The following is an 18,858-nucleotide window of genomic DNA, read 5'->3' as shown; positions in this document are numbered from 1 at the left end:
GTCAGTCGAGAACCGTGCTCGTCAGCTTCGAGAGCGGCTCGGCCAGCGCGTTGATCAGATCGGCGAAGTCGCGCCTGACATCCTCACCCACGCTCGAGTAGTCGGGGAACCCGGACTGCAGCGAGCCCTGCGCCGACAGCGCCGCCTCGAGGTCGGCATAGCCGGCGTCGATGTCCTTCGCCAGTGCCCGCCCCGCGTCGCCCTGGGCGGCGGCGAAGTCGCGCACCAGGGAGAACGCCATCTTCGACCCCTCGACGTTCGCGGCGAAGTCGTACAGATCGGTGTGCGACCACCAGTCCTCCTCGCCGGAGATCTTGCCCGTCGCGACCTCGTCGAGCAGCGCGATCGCACCGTTGGAGATGCCGGCGATGCCCTGGTCCTGCAGCGCCGCGGTGAAGTCCTCGGAGTGCACGTAGTCGTTCAACTCGGCCACATCCGCGACGAGCCCGTCGGCGAACTCCTGCCGCTGCGCGGTGGTCGAGGGCTTCCAGTCCTGCCAGGCCGGAGTCGCCTCGTCGGCGTTCAGAGCATCCTGCGCCGGAACCCAGAGATCCTTCTCGATCCGGTGGAAGCCGGTCCAGTCCAGTCCTTCGGCCACTGCGTCGACCTCGCGGTAGTCGATGCGCGGGTCGAGATCGCCGAGCGATTCGGCGACCGGCTCGATGCGCTCGTAGAAGGCGCGCACGTTCGGGAAGAGCTCACGGGCCTGCTCGTCGTCGCCGGCCGCGTAGGCGTTCGTCAGCTCGGCCACCGCGGGCACGAGCTGCTCGACCTGATCCTTCACGAACGCCTCGTACAGGGTGACCGCCTGCTTCTTCTGCTCGGAGTCCTCGGCATCCACGGTCACAGCGTCACCGGTGACCGTGAACGCCGCACGGCCGACCCCCTCGCCGACCATCCCCGGCTTGCACAGGGTGAAGTACGACCCGGGCTGCGCCACCACCGTGAGCGAGCGCGCCGCCCCCGGCGCGATGTTCTCGACCTCGCCGATGATGCGCAGGCCGTCCTCGGCGAGCAGGTAGAACTCGGTGATCTGATCACCGCTGTTGGTGATGTCGAAGTCGAGGGTGCCGCTGCCGGCCGAGTCCGCCGAGACCGTGCAGGAATCGGCGCTGGATTCCACGGTGAAGGATGCTGCCGGGTCGGCCGCCGACTTGGCGACGCAGCCGGTGACTGCGATGGCCGTCACCACCAGTGCTGCGGCGACGCTGAGAGGACGGGCCTTGCTGATCATGCTGCTCCCGAGTTCGATGGTGCGAGGGATGAGGACGGCGCGGCCGCTCTGGGGGCGGTGCGCGGGCGTGCACGGCGGATACCGCGCACGAAGAGGAGGCCGACCACGACGATGTAGGCGGTCCAGGCGATGACCTGCAGCCAGGTCATGTGCGGCATGAGCCCGACGATCGCCTGCAGCAGCACGGCCCAGACGCCGGTCGGCGGGATCGCCGCGCTGACGTCGAACGCCCAGCCGAGCGGAAAGCCCGCCCAGCCGGTGAGGACGGCGCCGGAGGCATCGACGGGAGCGACAGCGCTGAAGGGGCCGGGCAGCACTCCGCCCTCCTGCAGGTCCATGACGGCGTACGCCAGCACGCCGGCGGCGACGACCACGAGGAATGCCCCCGTCCAGGTGAAGAACCGGCCGAGGTCCAGTCGCAGCGCTCCCCGCGCCAGCAGCCAGCCCGCGACCACCGCGACGATCAGACCGAGAGCAGCGCCGATGAGCACCGACGGATCGCGGCCGAACGTCTGCGACATCGACCACAGCAGGAGCGTGGTCTCGATGCCCTCTCGCGCCACCGAGACGAAGCCCACCGCCACCAGCGCCCACAGCGTTCCCGCCGCCAGCGCGCGGTCGATGCCGCCCTGCAGGGAGGCCTTCATGCGGCGCCCGGCCTTCTGCATCCAGAAGATCATCCACGTGACCATGCCGACGGCCAGCAGCGAGAACGTCCCCCCGAGGATCTCCTGCGCCTGCGAGGTGAGCGCGTATGCGCCGAAGGTGAGCACGGCGCCGATGCCGAGGGCCAGGGCGATCGCGAGACCGATCCCGGCCCACAGGCGCGGCAGCATGTCGGACCGGCCGATCCTGCGCAGGTAGGCGATCAGGATGCCGACGACGAGCGCGGCCTCGAGGCCTTCACGCAGGCCGATCAGGAAGGTGGCGAACACAGGCGCTCCGAGATTCGGATTTCGAGTAAGGGATGCCTTACCTAAGAAGCGTAGCATCCGGGTAACTCGCGGCAACAGATGTGGCGTCATCCACGGGCATCCGCCTACCGTCGAGCCATGCCCGACCTCAACCTCCCCATCCTCGACCTGTCCCGGCTCGACGCCGGCGACGAGGAAGCCGTCGCCTTCCGTGCCGACCTGCGGGCCGCCACGCACGACGTCGGATTCTTCTACCTGACCGGCACCGGCATCCCGGCCGAGCTCGAGCAGCGGCTGCACCGCGCCGCACGCGACTTCTTCGCCCTGCCTGAGCAGGACAAGCTCGCGATCGAGAATGTGAAGAGCCCGCACTTCCGCGGGTACACGCGCATCGGCGGAGAGCGCACGCAGGGCGCGGTGGACTGGCGCGAGCAGATCGACATCGGACCGGAGCGGGACGCCGTGGCCGGCGGCCCGCCTTACTCGCGGCTGATCGGACCGAACCTGTGGCCCGCGGCGCAGCCCGAGCTGCGCGAGGTGGTCGCGGAGTGGCATGCGCAGCTGTCCGCCATCTCCCGTCGGCTGCTGCGCGCGTGGGCGCTGGCGCTGGGCGCCGCCGAGTCGTACTTCGACGACCACTTCGGCGAGCCGTCGACGCTGATCAAGATCGTGCGGTACCCGGGCACCGATGCGCCGCTCCCCCAGCAGGGCGTGGGCGCGCACCGGGACAGCGGGGTGCTCACCCTGCTGTGGGTGGAGCCCGGGCGCGGCGGTCTGCAGGTGGAGCGCGACGGCGAATGGGTGGACGCCCCGCCGGTGCAGGGCGCGTTCGTCGTGAACATCGGCGAGCTGCTGGAGTACGCGACCGGCGGCTATCTCAAGGCCACGAATCACCGGGTCATCTCCCCCGTCGCCCCGGCCGACCGCCTGTCGATCCCGTTCTTCTTCAACCCCGCGCTGGACTCGCAGCTGCCGCTGATCGATCTGCCGGCAGAGCTTGCGGCTCAGGCGCGCGGCGTGAGCGACGACCCCGCCAACCCGATCCACAGCCTGTACGGCGAGAACGCGCTGAAGTCGCGCCTGCGGGCGCATCCGGATGTGGCCGCGATCCACCATCCGGATCTGGTCGGGGCCTGACTCAGCCGCCGGCCCCGCAGTCGCCGGAACCGGTGCCCGCCGGACACAGCGAGAGCCGCCTCACACCGTGAGGCGGCTCTCCAAGAATGTTCTGCGCGATTGAACGCGGGGTCGTTATCGGCGAAGCCCCAGACGCTGGATCAGCGAGCGGTAGCGCTCGATGTCCACGCTCTGCAGGTAGCCGAGCAGACGGCGGCGCTGACCGACGAGCAGGAACAGCCCACGACGCGAGTGGTGGTCGTGCTTGTGCTCCTTGAGGTGCTCGGTGAGGTCCTTGATGCGCTGCGTCAGCATTGCGGCCTGCACCTCGGGGGATCCGGTGTCGCCGGGGTGCGTCGCGTACTCTTCGATGATCGCCTTCTTGACGTCTGCTTCCAGTGCCATAGATTCGATCCCCTCTCTGCTTGTTGCGCGGCGCCCGACGCCTGATGCGTGGGCTCTCTTTATCCGCGGCCGATCGAACGGCAACCTCAACAGCCTACCAGCATCGGCGCCCTGCGCGCGCACGGCCGGTAGCCTTCAGTGGTGCAGTTCTCCCGCGGTCTTCTCATCGATCTGTCCCCCCTGAGGATCAGCCCCGCCTTCACCCGGATGTGGATCGGCTCGACGCTGGCGGGCATCGGCGGCCAGCTGACCGTGGTGACGGTCATGCTGCACGTCTTCGACCTCACCGCAAGCACCTTCGCCGTGTCGATGATCGCGGTGGCCGGCCTGGTGCCGATGATTCTCGCGGGGCTGTACGGCGGGATGCTGGCGGATGCCTTCGACCGCCGCCGCGTCGCGCTGATCTCGGCGACCGTGGCCTTCATCGCCACCGCGCTGCTGGCCGCGCTCACCTGGACGCACACCGAGACCGTCTGGTGGCTGTACGGGCTGAGCATGACGATCGCGGCCGCCAACTCGGTCGGGATGGCCACGCGCACCGCCATCGTTCCGCGACTGATCCCGCTGGATCACCTGGCCGCCGCCTCCGCGCTGAACGGCGTCGCGTTCGGCCTGACCGTGATGGTCGGCCCGGCCGTCGCGGGGATGCTGGTCGCGCTCACCGGCTTCGGGTGGACGTACACGATCGACGTGATCCTGATGCTGTCGATGTTCCTGGGGCTGTGGACGCTGCCGGCTCTTCTGCCGGAGGGCACCATCGTGCGCCCCGGCCTGGCGTCGCTCGTGGATGGGTGGCGGTTCCTGCGCCGCGCGGGCAACATCCGGATGCAGTATCTGCTGGACATCACCGCCATGACCTTCGGCCAGCCGCTGGCGCTGTTCCCCGCGCTGGGCACCGTGCTCCTGGGCGGCGGGGCACTCACCACCGGCATCCTCACGGCGGCCGTCGCCGTCGGCACCTTCACGTGCAGCCTCTTCTCCGGCCGGATCGTGCACTACCGCTGGCACGGACAGGGGATCGCCCGTGCCGTGCAGGCGTACGGCGCGGCGATCGCGCTGTTCGGTGCGGTGCTGCTGATCGGGGTGTTCCTGCCCTCGGCATCCGAATCGGCACCCCACATCGCGCTGATCATCGTCGCCTGCGTGGCGCTGGCGCTGTCGGGTGCGGCCGACAACGTCAGCTCGATCTACCGCAACACCATGATGCAGGCCGCCGTGCCCGACACGATGCGCGGGCGGCTGCAGGGCGTCTTCATCATCGTCGTCGCGGGCGGACCTCGCGTCGGGGCGCTCTACGCCGGCGCGCTGGCCACCGCCACCAGCCTGTGGTTCCCCCCGCTGCTCGGCGGGTTCCTGGTGATCGGCATCGCCGCGGTGCTGGCGCGGCTGAACCCGCGCTTCCGGGCCTACGACGCACTGAGCCCCGAGGCCTGACGCGCTGCGCGCAGACCCCGGGGCTCAGCGGGTGCCGGTCAGGCCTGCAGGGCGCCCTGCAGGTCGAGGCCGATCGTGATCTCCTTGCCGACGAGCACGCCGCCGGTCTCCAGAGTCGCGTTCCAGGTCAGACCGAAGTCCTCGCGGTTGATGACGGTATGCGCCGACGCCCCGGCCTTGTAGTTGCCGTAGGGGTCCTGCCCGAAGCCGCCGAAGTCGAACTCGAACGTCACCGGCTTGGTGATCCCGCGAATGGTCAGGTCGCCGTCGACCAGGAACTCGCCGTCCTCGTAGCGGGTGCCGGTGGACACGAACTCCATCGTGGGGTGGTTCTCGACGTCGAAGAAGTCAGCGGAGCGAAGGTGCGCGTCGCGGTTGTCGTCGTTGGTGTCGATCGATGCGACGTCGACCTTCGCCTCGACCCTGGCCTCCAGCGGGTTCTCGGGCGCGACGAGAGTGGCCTCCTTGACGCCGAAGGATCCGCGCACCTTGGAGATCATCATGTGGCGGACGCTGAAGGTGACCTCGCTGTGCGCGGGGTCCAGGACCCAGGTGCCAGGACGGTAGCCGGGGATCTCGATCGACATGTGCATTCTCTCCTTGAACTCGTGGATGCCGCTGAGGCGCTGCATGAAGGGTCAACCTGCATTCACTCGCATGCATTCCCCGCTCTCAGGCTTCTTACAGAAAACCCCCGTCCGCAGGTGCGGACGGGGGTTCTCGGCGTGCGACGGGTCGCCGAGCCGGCTCAGCCGACGGCGACCAGATCGATGATGAAGATGAGGGCCTTGCCCGAGAGGAAGTGACCGGATCCGGCCGGTCCGTAGGCGAGGTGCGGCGGAATGGTCAGCTCGCGACGGCCCCCGACCTTCATGCCCGGGATGCCATCCTGCCATCCCTGAATAAGGCCGCGCAGCGGGAACTGGATCGTCTCGCCGCGGCCCCACGAGGAGTCGAACTCCTCGCCGGAGTCGTGCTCCACACCGACGTAGTGGACGGTGACGGTGTCGCCCGGCTTCGCCTCGTCGCCGTCGCCGACGATCAGGTCGCGGATGACGAGCTCGGAGGGTGCGGGGCCGGTCGGAGCGTCGAACTCCGGCTTGGTACGGTCTGTCATGCCTCCATCCAACCCGAGCACGCGGCGACGGTCAACGCGATCCGTGCGCTGAACGCGAACGCGGACGGCCACGGGGAACGCTCGGTCTCGCCCGCCGGGAGCACCTCTTGACTTCCGCATCCGGTCGGTGCACGCTGTCAGTAGATCAACTCAGCGCCCGGGAGACTCAGCAGGCATCGCCGCAGCACCGGGCGCTGAGTCTGTTCGGCAGCAGGCTCCGTTCAGTACGCCAGCAGCTGCGCTCTGGTGGCCCTCGTCCGCAGCAGGAGCGCCTGCTCGTCGGACGCCGCGTACGCGTCGTGACCGGTGATGGCGCGCTGCCGCACGGCCGCCAGCGCAGTCGCATCCTTGATGAACGACCGCATCAGCGTGCGCCTGTCCCCGCGCAGACCGCGCGCCCACCGCAGACCCGCCCGCCGCCCGGCCGGGGTCGCCAGCATGACGACCTCCTCGGAAGTGAACCATCCTGCCGTGGCGTAGTCGTCCAGCCGCCGCTGCGTCAGCCGGGCCTCGGCCCGGCGCAGCGCCACGATCGCGATGATGAAGCCCGCGAAGAGCGGGATCTGCGCCGTCAGGTAGAGCGTGAAGAAGTCGCCGAGCAGCGAGGAGCCGTTCCAGAAGGCATGCAGTGCGATCGCGCCGAGCAGGCCGAGCGTCCCCGTGCCGAGGGCGCTTGCGACGGCGGCTCCGCGACGCGCGGCCAGCCCCAGGGCGAAACCGGTGAGCGCGGTGAACATCGCATGCGCGAACGGCGACATCAGCCCGCGCAGCACGAAGGTGATGGTCAGCTCGCCTGCGCCGCCCGTGATCAGGCTCTGACCGAAGTACTGGATGTTCTCGGTGAACGCGAAGCCGGCGCCCGCGAGCGCGCCGTAGACGACGCCGTCCACGGGCCCGTCGAAGGCGCGCCGCGCGATCACGAAGATCAGCAGCACGCCCAGGCCCTTGCCCGCCTCCTCGATGATCGGCGCCTGCACCACCGCGCTGAAGAACGCGTCGGGACGGCCGGCTGCGAGCCTGATCAGCAGGTCGAAGAGCAGCGCGATGCCGACGGCGGCGACACCGCCCCAGGCGAGCGCGAAGATCACCAGACTGCGCGGCTCCGGCTCCCACCTGTCGATCAGGTGCACGCCGAACAGCACGATCCCCAGCGGGACGAAGGCCAGCAGCAGTCCGACCACCGAGGCGCCGGTGCCGAGGAAGACCGCGAAGTACGCGATCAGCGCCAGCATCGCGAAGCCGAGGACACCGAACACCCAGATCGAGACCGTGCGTCCCTTCTTGACGGGCATCGGCAGGGCGGGGATGCCGGCTCCCGACGCAACGGGTGCCGGCTGCCCGTGCGCCGGCGCGGCCGGCTGACCGTGCGCCGGTGCAGGAGGCTGGCCGTGCACCGGCTGCGGGGGCTGACCGTACACGGGTGCGGGCGGCTGGCCGTACACGGGGGCAGGAGGCAGTCCGTACGTCTGCCGAGGCTGACCGTGCGCCGGCTGCCCCGTGGGCGGCGGCGAAGACGCCGCCGGCTGTCCTCCAAAGCTCATGTGCAAAGCCTAGAGGGAGCCTCAGGCGGCGCGGGCATCCGGGCCGGTAGCGTAGAGGCATGCGGTTTGCCCATCTCAGTGCTCGCGACTCCGACGCCATCGCCCTCGCCGTCATCGAAGAGGATGAGGCGGTGCTGGTCAGCGACCTCCTCTCCCCCGCTCCGCGCACGCTCCAGGAGCTGATCGTCGGCGGCGACGAGATGCTGGATGCCGTGCGCTCCGCTCTCGCCGAGGGGTCGGCCCCACGGCATCCGCTCGCCGGCTTCGGCTTCGGATCCGCCGTGATCGATCCCCCCGCGATCCTCGCGGTCGGCCTGAACTACTCCGCGCACTCCAGCGAGCTCGGCCTGAAGACCGACACTGCGCCGACCGTGTTCACGCTCTGGCCCAACTCGCTGGCCGGGCACGACGGCACCACCTCGTGGCCCCGCACGCTGAGCGAGTCGGTGGACTACGAGGCCGAACTGGGCGTGATCATCGGCGCCCCCGCCAAGGACGTGTCCGCCGAAGACGCGCTGAGCACCGTCTGGGGCTACACGGCCGTCAACGACATCACCGCGCGCGACATCCAGTTCGCCGAGGCGCAGTGGTGCCGATGCAAGTCCTTCGACGGCTTCACTCCGACCGGACCCGTGGTCGTGACCGCCGACGAGATCCCCGATCCGCAGGAGCTGCACATCTGGGCCGTCGTCGACGGCCACACCGTGCAGGACGCCACGACCGGGCAGATGGTGCGCTCGGTCGCGACGCTGATCGCCCATCTGTCCTCGTCGGTCACCCTGCAGCCGGGAACGCTGATCTCCACCGGCAGCCCCGGCGGCGCCGGCTACTCCCGCGACCCGCAGATCTTCCTGCGCGATCGCTCGACCGTGACGGTCGGCATCGAGGGCATCGGCGAGCTCACGACGCACTGCCGCATCCTGGACTGACAGCGCCGAAACCCCTCACCAGCGTCGAAACCCCTCCTGAATCGTGCGATTCAGGAGGGGTTTCGATGATCAGGAGGGGTTTCGACGGATCGATACCGAAGCTCAGCTGTCGGGAAGGTCCTCCGCGGCGACCACCGGGATGGCCGAGGTGACGGTCTCGAGGCCCGAGAGGCGCGCCGGCGAGATCTGCTTCATGACCTCCTCGCGCGACATCAGGCCGGCCTCGACGACGAGGTCGGCGATGTTGCGGTTGGTCAGCAGCGCGGTCTTGGCGAGCGCGGCGGATGCCGCGTAGCCGATGAACGGCGTCAGCGCCGTGACGACGCCGACGGAGGCGCCCACCATCGCACCCAGGCGCTCGCGGTTGGCGGTGATGCCGTCGACGCAGTTCACCCGCAGGGTCCACATCGCCTGGCGCATCCAGGTGATGGACTGGAAGATCGAGTGCGCGATCACGGGCTCGAAGGCGTTCAGCTGCAGCTGGCCCGCCTCGACCGCCATCGTGACCGTGACATCGGAGCCGGCCACCGCGAAGGCGACCTGGTTGACGGCCTCGGGGATGACCGGATTGACCTTGCCCGGCATGATGCTCGAGCCCGCCTGCATGGCCGGCAGGTTGATCTCGCCGAGGCCCGCCTGCGGCCCGGACGAGAGCAGGCGCAGATCGTTGCAGATCTTGGACAGCTTGATGGCGTTGCGCTTGAGCGAGGAGGAGAACGACATGAAGGCGCCGGTGTCGCTGGTCGCCTCGACCAGGTCGCCCGCCGTCTGCAGCTCGAGCCCGGAGATCTCGCGCAGGTGCTTGAGCACGGTCGGCGCGTAGCCGGCGTGGGTGGTGATGCCGGTGCCGATCGCCGTGGCGCCCATGTTGATCTCGAACAGCAGCGATGCGTTCTCGGTCAGGCGGCTGTGGTCCTCGCCGAGTGTGGTCGCGAAGCCGTGGAACTCCTGGCCGAGCGTCATCGGGACAGCGTCCTGCAGCTGCGTGCGGCCGACCTTGAGTACGTCGTGGAACTCCCCCGCCTTGCTCAGGAACGAGCGGCGCAGCAGATCGAGCTCGTCAAGCAGCGAGCGCAGGTTCAGCGACAGGCCGATCTTCACCGCCGTCGGGTAGACGTCGTTGGTCGACTGGCTGCGGTTGGTGTGGTCGATCGGCGACAGGAACGCGTAGTCGCCCTTCTCGCGGCCCGCCAGTTCGAGCGCGATGTTGGTGATCACCTCGTTCGCGTTCATGTTGGTCGAGGTGCCGGCTCCGCCCTGGATGACTCCGACGATGAACTGATCGTGGAACTCGCCGTCGATCACCCGCTGCGCGGCGGCGTCGATCAGATCGGCGCGCTCCGCATCCAGTACGCCGATCTCCTTGTTGGCGCGTGCGGAGGCCTGCTTGACCATGGCCAGCCCGCGGATCAGATCGGGATACACCGAGATCGCGCGCTTGGTGATCGGGAAGTTCTGCTCCGCGCGCAGGGTGTGCACGCCGTAGTAGGCGTCCGCGGGGATCTCCAGGCTTCCGATGGAATCGGTCTCAGTACGGGTCGGGGCGGGCGCGTCAGCAGCCATGTCACTTCCTTGTGGGTGGTGGCGGATGGATTGCGGGGATGCTGCAAGTCTACGCCCGCGCCGCCGGCGGCTTTCGCGAGAACGCCTCCAGCCGCTCCTGCGGTGACAGCGCGGCCATCCGCTGCACCCATTCCTCGCTGAAGTGGTCTCCGGTGGGCGCGTCCGCCACGGGCACGACCGTGTGGGTGATCACATCGGGGCGCACGTGGACCAGCTGGAAGGACTGCGCGGCATCCATGCCGTTGACCTGCTGCGCCGGCCGGCCGAGGTTCATCGTGTAGCAGGTCGACGAGGCGACGCTGACGGGGATGCCCGCGAACGTGCCGGAGCACGAGTAGTGCAGATGCCCGGCGAGGATGCCTCTGACATCGGTGCCGCGGATGATGTCGGCGAGCTCGTCCTGATGCCGCAGTTCGAGGATGTCGAAGAGCGGCACGTGCGCGGGCAGCGGCGGATGATGCATGGCCAGCAGGGTTCCGTGCGGGGCGGGCTCGGCGAGGACCCCCGCCAGCCAGTCCCGCTGCGCCCGGTCGATGTCGCCGTGGTGCCAGCCCGGAACGCTGCTGTCCAGCGCGATCAGCCGCAGCCCGTCCAGGTCCCAGACACCGGTGACCGGATCCTCGGTCGCCTCGCCGCCGAGCAGCGTCGAGCGCAGCGCGGGGCGCTCGTCGTGATTGCCCGCGACCCACACGATCGGGCAGCGCAGGTCGGCGGCGACCGGCTCGATGGCAGCGCGCAGCCTCCGGTACGCGTCGACCTCGCCGAAGTCGGTCAGATCACCCGTCACCACGATCGCCGACGGATTCGGATGCACGCGCCGGATCGTCTCGAGTGTGAGATCGAGGTTGCCGTCGCTGTCCGACCCGCCGGAGTGACGGGCACCGCCCGCGACCAGATGCGGGTCGCTGAGATGGATGATCGTGTGCGACGGCTGCGGGTGGCGTCCGAATGCGGGGTGGGCGATCATGCCTCCACCCTAGGGTCGGATGCCGACGTCGCGTCGGATGCGCGCTCGCTCAGAACCCGATGACGATGAGCAGGATGCCGCCGATCACCGCGGCGCCGCACAGCACGAAGCAGGCGATCGCCGCGACGAACGCGAGCGTTCTCTGTCCCTCGGTGAGCGGGTTCTTCCGCGCCGCCTTCGCCGCCTGCTTGGCGGCCTTCCTGATCTCCTTCTCGGTGAGCACCGTGATCGCGTCCGTGAACTCCGCAGGAGTGACCACGGGCACGCGGCCCGCGCGCACCAGCATCCGCAGGCCAAGAGCGTAGAACAGCACGATCGCGACCGCGCCCACCAGTGCGGCGCCGAACACGCTCAGGAAGGCCGCCCAGTCGATCTCGATGCTCATCGGACGCCCTCCTGCTCATCGATGTCCAGATCCCACTCCGCCAGCTTCGCGCGGGCGCGGCGGCTGGCGCTGAGCGCCTCCCACTCCTGCGCCGCCTGCTCGGCATCCGCGTACTTCTGCGCGGCCCGCTCGGCCGCCTTCCGGGCCGCCTTGACCTCGCTGGGCGATCCGCCCGACTTCTTGAGCTTCTTCGCCTTGCGGGCCGCGCGCTCCGCCTCGTCGGCCTTGCGCTCGGCGCGCTCCAGCGCGCGCATCAGCTCCATGCGGCTGGTGCGGCGGGTGGGACCGGGCACCTCGGGCAGCTCCACGGCATGCCCGGACTCGGCGACGTCGCTCATCGCGTTGGCGGGGGTGACCGCGTTCCTGCGGGAGCGCAGGAAGAGGCCGACGATGATGATCACGGCCAGCGCGGCGTCGATCGCGACGCCCCAGCCGTCCAGCTGCACCACGAGCACGGCTGCGAGAGCGCCGACCAGGCCGGCGGCCGGAAGCGTGAGCAGCCACCCGACCGCGATGCGTCCCGCGGTGCGCCAGCGCACCACCGAGCCGCGGCGCCCGAGGCCGGAGCCGATCACCGAGCCGGAGGCCACCTGCGTGGTCGAGAGCGCGAAGCCGAACGCGCTGGAGGCGAGGATGGTGGCGGCAGTGGAGCTCTCCGCGGCGAAGCCCTGCGCGGGCTTGACCTCGGTCAGGCCCTTGCCGAGAGTGCGGATGATGCGCCAGCCGCCGAGGTAGGTGCCCAGCGCGATGGTGAAGGCGCACGCCACGATCACCCAGAACTCGGGGTTGTGGTAGCTGTCGCTGCCAGGATCGCCGGTCTGCCAGCCGACGGTGATCAGCGCCAGGGTGATCACGCCCATGGTCTTCTGCGCGTCGTTGGTGCCGTGCGCCAGGGCGACCATGGAGGAGGTGAAGATCTGCCCCCAGCGGAAGCCGGAGCGCCCGTCGGGCTTGCGGTCGTAACGGCGCGTGACGCCGTAGGCCACCTTGGTCGCGGCGTACGCGATGATCCCGGCGGTGAGCGGCGCGATGAGAGCGGGCAGCACCACCTTGGAGAGCACCACGCCGAAGTTGATGCCGGCCAGCCCGACGCCGACCAGCGTCGCGCCGATGAGCCCGCCGAACAGCGCGTGGGACGAACTGGAGGGCAGCCCGAGCAGCCAGGTGAGCATGTTCCACGTGATCGCGCCGATGAGACCGGCGAAGATCAGCTCGGGCAGCAGCGTGTGATCGATGTCCGCCTCGTTGATGATCCCGCCCGAGACCGTCTTGGAGACCTCCGTCGACAGGAATGCGCCGACGAGATTCAGGCTCGCGGCCAGCAGGACGGCGGTCTTGGGCTTGAGCGCGCCGGTCGCGATCGGCGTGGCCATCGCGTTCGCGGTGTCGTGGAAGCCATTGGTGAAATCGAAGAAGAGTGCCAGCGCGATCACCAGCACGACGACGAGGGCTGCGGTTTCCACCGTTCTCTTTCGTTGGGACTGTCAGGAGGGGATGCCGTGGAAGCGGCGTGACGAACGAAGAGTTCACCGTGGGTTCACGTCCCCTATAGGGGCCCGCTGGAATCCTCCCATCCTCCTCCGTCGCGGTCAACTCAGCCCGGCGGCGCCCGCCGCCGGTGCGCTGGCGATACCGTGGACGGGTGAGCGATTCCAGCATCCGGCCGCCCGTCGCGGACCGCCGCCCCGTCACCCGCACCCATCACGGCGACTCGTTCGCGGACCCGTACGAGTGGCTGCGCGCCAAGGAGGATGCCGAGGTCGTCGCGCATCTGGAGGCGGAGAACGCGTACGCCGACGCGCGCACCGCGCACCTGGCCGGCCTGCGCGAGCAGGTGTTCCAGGAGGTGCGGTCGCGGACGCTCGAGACGGACCTGTCCGTGCCGACCCGGCGCGGCGACTGGTGGTACTACGGACGCACTCAGGAGGGTGCGCAGTACGGCATCCAGTGCCGCACCGCGATCGCCGGACCGGACGACTGGACTCCGCCGGTGCTGGAAGCCGGGGTCGCCGTTCCCGGTGAGCAGATCCTGCTCGACGGCAACGTCGAGGCCGAGGGCCACGAGTTCTTCTCGATGGGGGCGTTCGACGTCTCCGACGACGGCACGCGGATGCTGTGGTCGGCGGATGTCGTCGGCAGCGAGCTGTACTCGGTGCACCTGCGCGATCTCGTCTCCGGCGAGCGCTTCGACGACGTCATCGAGAACACCGGCCAGGCCTTCTTCACCCCCGACGGCCGGTCGGTGATCTACACGACCCGCGACGAGGCCTGGCGGCCGGACACGCTCTGGCTGCACCGCATCGGCGAGCCGGCGGACGCCGACGTGCGGCTGTTCCACGAGCCCGACGAGCGCTTCTGGCTCGGCGCCGGCGTGACGCGCAGCAGGAAGTACCTCGTGATCGGGCTCGGGTCGAAGGTCACCAGCGAGGAGCTGCTCATCGAGCTGGCCGATCCGACGGCCGCCCCCCAGGTGGTCTGGCCGCGCCGGGACGGCGTGGAGTACTCCGTCGACCACGCGGTCGTGGACGGCGAGGACCGGCTGCTGATCCTGCACAACGACGGGGCGCTGGACTTCGAGCTGGTCTCGGTGCCGGCATCCGATCCTCAGGGCGAGCGGCGGGTGCTGCTCCCGCACACTCCCGGCCGCCGCCTGCTGGATGTGGACTGCTTCCGCGACTTCGCCACCGTCGAGTACCGTGCCGACGGGATGCCGCACGCCGCACTGCTGGACCACCGCAGCGCCGAGCTCGACGTGGTCGCGTTCGACGAGCCGCTGTACGAGGCGTACTTCAGCGGCAATCCCGAATGGCATGCGCCGTTCCTGCGCATGGGCTGCACCTCGTTCGTGACGCCGTCCACTGTGCTGGAGCTCGAGCTCGCCACCGGCGAGAAGCACGTGCGCAAGCAGCAGCCGGTGCTGGGCGGCTACGACCCCGCGGACTACGGTCAGCGTCGCGTGTGGGCGACGGCGCCCGACGGGGCGCAGGTGCCGATCTCGCTGGTCTGGAAGCACTCGTTCGGCGAGCCGGGCGCGCAGGCCAGGCCGGTGCACCTGTACGGCTACGGATCGTACGAGCACTCCATCGATCCGGGCTTCTCGACCATGCGGCTGTCGATGATGGACCGCGGCGTGATCTTCGCCGTGGCGCACGTGCGCGGCGGCGGCGAGATGGGGCGGCACTGGTACGAGGACGGCAAGGAGCTGCACAAGCGCAACACGTTCACCGACTTCGTCGCCTGCGGCGAGCACCTGGTGCGCGCCGGCATCACCATCCCGCAGCTGATGGTCGCCGAAGGCGGCAGCGCGGGCGGCCTGCTGATGGGCGCGGTGGCCAACCTCGCCCCGGAGCTGTTCGCCGGCGTGCTCGCCGGCGTGCCCTTCGTGGACGCGCTGACCTCGATCCTGGACCCGTCGCTGCCGCTGACCGTGGTGGAGTGGGACGAGTGGGGGGACCCGCTGCACGACCCCGAGGTGTACGCGTACATGAAGGGGTACACGCCGTACGAGAACATCGCCGCGGATGCCTCCGCCTATCCGCGCATCCTGGCGATGACCTCGCTGAACGACACCCGCGTGCTGTACGTGGAGCCGGCCAAGTGGGTGCAGGCGCTGCGGCACGCGGGCGCGCCGGACGTGCTGATGAAGTGCGAGATGTCCGCCGGGCACGGCGGGGTGAGCGGACGCTACAACGCCTGGCGCGAGCGCGCCTTCGAGATCGCCTGGATGCTGGACGTGCTCGGCCTGGCCGGCTGATCCGCCGCGCGCTGCTCCGGCTCTGGGATGCTCTGGATCAGCCGAACAGGGCCGACGCCTCTTCGTAGCGGCTGAGCGGAACCGTGTTCAGCTCGCCGAGCGCGTCGGCGAACGGCACGCGCACGATGTCGGTCCCGCGCATCGCGACCATCTGCCCCCAGCATCCGTCCACCAGCGCGTCGGCGGCGTTCAGGCCGAGACGGGTGGCCAGCACGCGGTCGAAGCCGGAGGGCGAGCCGCCGCGCTGGATGTGACCGAGCACGGTCGAGCGGGTCTCGATGCCGGTGATGCGCTCGATCTCGGGGGCCAGGATCTCGCTGATGCCGCCCAGCCGCGGGCGGTTGAAGGCGTCCAGCCCCTTGTCGCTGTAGGCCTCGTCCATGCCGGTGAGCTTGAAGCCCTCGGAGACGACGACCAGAGGGGCTCGACCGCGGTCGAAGGCGCGGCTCACGAGGGCGCAGATCTCGTCGATCGACATCGGCACCTCGGGGATGCAGATGACGTGGGCGCCGGCTGCCATGCCGGCATGCAGCGCGATCCAGCCGACGTGCCGCCCCATGACCTCGGCCACCATGCAGCGCTGATGCGAGTCGCCGGTGGTGCGCAGCCGGTCCATCGCGTCGGTGGCGATGTTGACGGCGGTGTCGAAGCCGAACGAGTAGTCCGTGGCCTGCAGGTCGTTGTCGATGGTCTTGGGCACGCCCAGCACGTTGATGCCGTCGTTCGCGAGGCGGTCGGCCGCGGCGAGCGTTCCCTCGCCGCCGATGGCGACGATCCCGTCGATGCCATGCGCCGCCAGTGTCTTCGCGATGTTCTCCGCTCCCCCGCGCGTGCCCTCGTACGGGTTGGTGCGGCTGGTGCCGAGGATGGTGCCGCCGACCTTGGACAGGCCCTTCACCTCGTGGCGCGTCAGCGGGAAGAAGTCGCCGTCGACGACGCCGCGCCAGCCGTCGCGGATGCCGACGAACTCGAGGTCGTAGGTGGTGGTGCCCTTGAGCACGATGCCGCGGATGACGGCGTTGAGTCCGGGGCAGTCGCCGCCGCTGGTGAGGATGCCGATCTTCATGCTGCTGCCTTCGTGCTTCGGGATGAGGGGAAAGGCGACGCTGCCTGCCTCCGACCCTACTGGTGAAGCGCGGCGCGCGCCATTCCGCAGGCGGGAAAACCGGCGATCTTGACGCCCGAACCGGTGGCGACACCCGATTCTTCCCCGAACACGCGAATCCCGCGCGAAAGGCGCGTCAAGAACCCGTGTTCTTAACGTGCCCTTCGAGCGGGATGACGCTCAGTCGCCGCCCAGCGCCTCGCGCAGCAGGTGCATGAGGGCCGCCAGCTGCACGGACTCGCCGGGCTCCTGCTCCACGGCCTCGCCGTCGAGCGCGCGTGCGGCCAGCCCCTGCTTCTGATCGATCAGCTCGGCGATCTTGGTGTCGAGCGTGTGCGCGGCGATGATCCGCCAGGCCGTGACCGGTTCGTCCTGCCCGATCCGGTGCACCCGGTCGATCGCCTGCGTCTGCTCGGCCGCGGTCCAGCTGAGCTCGGCGAGCACGACGTTGGAGGCGACCTGCAGGTTCACCCCGACCCCGGCGGCGGTCAGGGAGCACACGGCGATGCCGACCTCGGGATCGCCGTTGAACGCATCGATCGCCTGCTGCCGGACGGTCGAGGTCTGATCGCCCCGGATCGAGACGGCGCGCACGCCGGCCGCCGCGAAATGCGCCTCGGCCTGATCCATGACGTCGATGTGCTTGGCGAAGAAGACGACCTTCTCCACCGAGCGCTGCAGCTGCACGGCGTAGTCGGCCGCGAGCAGCGCCTTGGCCTGACCGATCCGGCGCACCATCGTGAAGACGTTGTCTCCGCCGGTGCCCGCGGCCTTGGACTCCTCCAGCTCGTTGTGCGCGACCAGGCGGACGATGTCGTCGTCGAGCTCGCCGTAGCCGGAGGGGCCATGGGCGGCCTCCCGCGCCTCGACGATGCGACGGTACTTCGCCGCCATCCGCTCGCCCAGCTCGCGCTCGGCCTGGCGGATGCTGCGTCCGAACTCGTCGTCCAGCTGCACCGGCAGGTCGGCGATCAGCTTGTCCGGCAGGTCTGCCGCGACATCCTTCTTCTTGCGACGCACGATGCCCATCGAGATCACGGCCTCGCGCGCCTCGGCGTAGAACGACTTGTCCGCGGGCGTCAGACCCGTGGCATCCAGCTTGTCCATCAGCGCCGGCTCCGGCTTCTCGCCGTTGGTCCAGCCCAGGAACCGCCAGATCGCGTCGAAGTCCTCGACATCGTTGATCAGGGGCGTGCCGGTCAGCGCGAGCATGAGCGGATTCGGCTCTCGCTCGCGGATGCGGGAGGCCAGGGCGAGCACGTTCTGCGAACGCTGCGAGGAGAGGTTCTTGATGAAGTGCGCCTCGTCGACGACCATGCCCTTCAGGCCGATCCCGCCCAGCCACGACAGGTGCCGGTCGAGGATCTCGTAGTTCACGATGAAGACGTCCGCGAACGCGTCGATGTCGTCGCCGTCGCCCTGGATGACGGCGGCACGGCGCTGCGGCGTCCACAGCTCCACCTCGCGCGCCCAGTTCATCTTCACGACGTTGGGCACGACGACCAGCAGCGGGTAGGCGTCGGCCACGGATGCCGCCAGCACGGACTGCGCCGTCTTGCCGAGCCCCGGCTCGTCGGCCAGCAGGAAGCTGCGGTGACCGGCGCGCACCGACTCCACGAAGCGCGACTGGTGCACCATCACCTCGCGCCCCTTCGGCGAGATGTGGTCGTACTCCGGCAGCGGCGGCAGCTCCATGGTGGCCGCTCCCCCGCCGGCACCGGACTCGAAGGCCTTGTACAGCGGGCCCATCAGCTCCCAGCCGTCCAGACGGCGCCGCGGCACGGACGCCGGGCGCGGCGTGAGGTCGGGGGCGAGGAACGGGTTGGCCAGCTGCCGGGATTCGACGGACGGCGGGGTCACCTGCTTCTCGGCCAGCGCCGCGGGCACCACCTGGGTGGTCCGCACCGGCGCGACGTCGGTGATGACCAGCTCCTCCGGCGCGAGCTCCGCACCGGATTCGAGCAGCCAGTCGCGCCGCATCCGCTTGGCCACCGGGGAGGTCGCCTGATCGGCCTCCAGCAGCTGGATCAGCGAGGTGTCGCGCGCCGCCGTCTTGGCGAGGATCGTCGCCACGCCGTCGAGCCGCTTGAGCAGCTCGGCCCGCGCGGAATCGCCCAGCTCGGCATCCGCCTTCACCCGGGCGCGCTCCTCGCGCACCAGGAAGGCGATGACCTGGAACTTGACACGGTTGGTGGGGCCCAGCTTCGAGCGCTGTGCCTTCGCCTCGATCTCGCGCACCTTGCGCGCGAGGATCGGGATCAGTGGCGCCTCTTCGTCTCGACGAGAGGTCTTCCTGCGCCGCGGTGCGGCGGTCGCCGTGGTCGGCATGCTCCTCCTGAGCGTGAGTGCCGAAGCGCCGAAGAGGCCTTCGGTTCCTACTGTGTTCCGCCTGGG

General features: G+C 69.7%; 16 protein-coding genes. 4 read left to right on the top strand and 12 right to left on the bottom strand.

Translation table 11 applies throughout. From position 1 onward, the window contains the following. Nucleotide 1 precedes the first annotated feature (1 nt). Together efeO and efeU are read right to left on the bottom strand one after the other, a co-directional pair. Nucleotides 2-1,231, bottom strand: a complete 1,230-nt coding sequence (gene efeO, locus Q9R19_RS04735) for an iron uptake system protein EfeO (protein WP_396653462.1) — start codon at nt 1,229-1,231, stop codon at nt 2-4. After that, entirely contained in the window at nt 1,231-2,169 is a 939-nt protein-coding gene (gene efeU / locus Q9R19_RS04730; protein ID WP_311255181.1) for an iron uptake transporter permease EfeU, read from the bottom strand. Before efeU ends, efeO begins: the two co-directional genes overlap by 1 nt. A gap of 117 nt (nt 2,170-2,286) precedes the next feature. Between efeU and Q9R19_RS04725 the strand changes: the two genes are divergently transcribed. Further along, a complete protein-coding gene (locus Q9R19_RS04725) occupies nt 2,287-3,285 on the top strand; it encodes a 2-oxoglutarate and iron-dependent oxygenase domain-containing protein (protein ID WP_311255180.1) in 999 nt (332 codons plus the stop codon). Nucleotides 3,286-3,399: 114 nt separating this feature from the next. On the opposite strand, the gene rpsO is transcribed toward Q9R19_RS04725, so the two are convergent. After that, a complete protein-coding gene (gene rpsO / locus Q9R19_RS04720) occupies nt 3,400-3,669 on the bottom strand; it encodes a 30S ribosomal protein S15 (protein WP_144795440.1) in 270 nt (89 codons plus the stop codon). Nucleotides 3,670-3,876: 207 nt separating this feature from the next. On the opposite strand from rpsO, the gene Q9R19_RS04715 reads away from it, so the two are divergent. After that, nucleotides 3,877-5,103, top strand: coding sequence for an MFS transporter (locus Q9R19_RS04715; RefSeq protein ID WP_396653461.1), 1,227 nt, complete (start codon nt 3,877-3,879; stop codon nt 5,101-5,103). A 38-nt stretch (nt 5,104-5,141) separates the two neighbouring features. On the opposite strand, the gene Q9R19_RS04710 is transcribed toward Q9R19_RS04715, so the two are convergent. The 3 genes from Q9R19_RS04710 to Q9R19_RS04700 all read right to left on the bottom strand — a co-directional run bounded on the left by Q9R19_RS04710 (nt 5,142) and on the right by Q9R19_RS04700 (nt 7,761). After that, nucleotides 5,142-5,690 (bottom strand): YceI family protein, encoded by a 549-nt coding sequence (locus Q9R19_RS04710; RefSeq protein WP_311255873.1) that lies wholly within the window; start codon nt 5,688-5,690, stop codon nt 5,142-5,144. A 161-nt stretch (nt 5,691-5,851) separates the two neighbouring features. Then, on the bottom strand, nt 5,852-6,220 hold the full coding sequence (locus Q9R19_RS04705; protein ID WP_311255178.1) for an FKBP-type peptidyl-prolyl cis-trans isomerase: 369 nt from the start codon (nt 6,218-6,220) through the stop codon (nt 5,852-5,854). Between the two features lie 221 nt (nt 6,221-6,441). Next, nucleotides 6,442-7,761 (bottom strand): PrsW family glutamic-type intramembrane protease, encoded by a 1,320-nt coding sequence (locus tag Q9R19_RS04700; protein WP_311255177.1) that lies wholly within the window; start codon nt 7,759-7,761, stop codon nt 6,442-6,444. 59 nt (nt 7,762-7,820) lie between these two features. Here Q9R19_RS04700 and Q9R19_RS04695 point away from each other — a divergent pair, with 59 nt between their 5' ends. Then, complete coding sequence (locus Q9R19_RS04695; protein WP_311255176.1) at nt 7,821-8,690, top strand: fumarylacetoacetate hydrolase family protein; 870 nt, start codon at nt 7,821-7,823, stop codon at nt 8,688-8,690. Nucleotides 8,691-8,792: 102 nt separating this feature from the next. Here Q9R19_RS04695 and Q9R19_RS04690 read toward each other — a convergent pair whose 3' ends face one another. From Q9R19_RS04690 to Q9R19_RS04675, 4 genes are read right to left on the bottom strand one after another with little or no spacing between them, the layout of a single operon-like run. Further along, nucleotides 8,793-10,253, bottom strand: coding sequence for an aspartate ammonia-lyase (locus Q9R19_RS04690; protein ID WP_311255175.1), 1,461 nt, complete (start codon nt 10,251-10,253; stop codon nt 8,793-8,795). Between the two features lie 49 nt (nt 10,254-10,302). Then, complete coding sequence (locus Q9R19_RS04685; protein ID WP_311255174.1) at nt 10,303-11,220, bottom strand: phosphodiesterase; 918 nt, start codon at nt 11,218-11,220, stop codon at nt 10,303-10,305. Between the two features lie 49 nt (nt 11,221-11,269). Next, complete coding sequence (locus Q9R19_RS04680; protein WP_311255173.1) at nt 11,270-11,605, bottom strand: peptidase; 336 nt, start codon at nt 11,603-11,605, stop codon at nt 11,270-11,272. Further along, nucleotides 11,602-13,068 (bottom strand): inorganic phosphate transporter, encoded by a 1,467-nt coding sequence (locus tag Q9R19_RS04675; protein WP_311255172.1) that lies wholly within the window; start codon nt 13,066-13,068, stop codon nt 11,602-11,604. Before Q9R19_RS04675 ends, Q9R19_RS04680 begins: the two co-directional genes overlap by 4 nt. 179 nt (nt 13,069-13,247) lie before the next feature. Between Q9R19_RS04675 and Q9R19_RS04670 the strand changes: the two genes are divergently transcribed. Then, entirely contained in the window at nt 13,248-15,359 is a 2,112-nt protein-coding gene (locus tag Q9R19_RS04670) for a S9 family peptidase (RefSeq protein ID WP_311255171.1), read from the top strand. A 37-nt stretch (nt 15,360-15,396) separates the two neighbouring features. Here Q9R19_RS04670 and Q9R19_RS04665 read toward each other — a convergent pair whose 3' ends face one another. Next, the gene (locus tag Q9R19_RS04665; RefSeq protein ID WP_311255170.1) at nt 15,397-16,425 is read right to left on the bottom strand and encodes a 6-phosphofructokinase; all 1,029 of its coding nucleotides are present in this window, start codon (nt 16,423-16,425) and stop codon (nt 15,397-15,399) included. Nucleotides 16,426-16,644: 219 nt separating this feature from the next. After that, nucleotides 16,645-18,792 (bottom strand): DEAD/DEAH box helicase, encoded by a 2,148-nt coding sequence (locus tag Q9R19_RS04660; RefSeq protein ID WP_311255169.1) that lies wholly within the window; start codon nt 18,790-18,792, stop codon nt 16,645-16,647. Between the last annotated feature and the right edge of the window lie 66 nt (nt 18,793-18,858).

The organism is Microbacterium sp. ARD32 (assembly GCF_031844385.1).
Taxonomy (GTDB): Bacteria; Actinomycetota; Actinomycetes; order Actinomycetales; family Microbacteriaceae; genus Microbacterium.
This window is presented reverse-complemented; position numbering and strand designations above follow the sequence as displayed.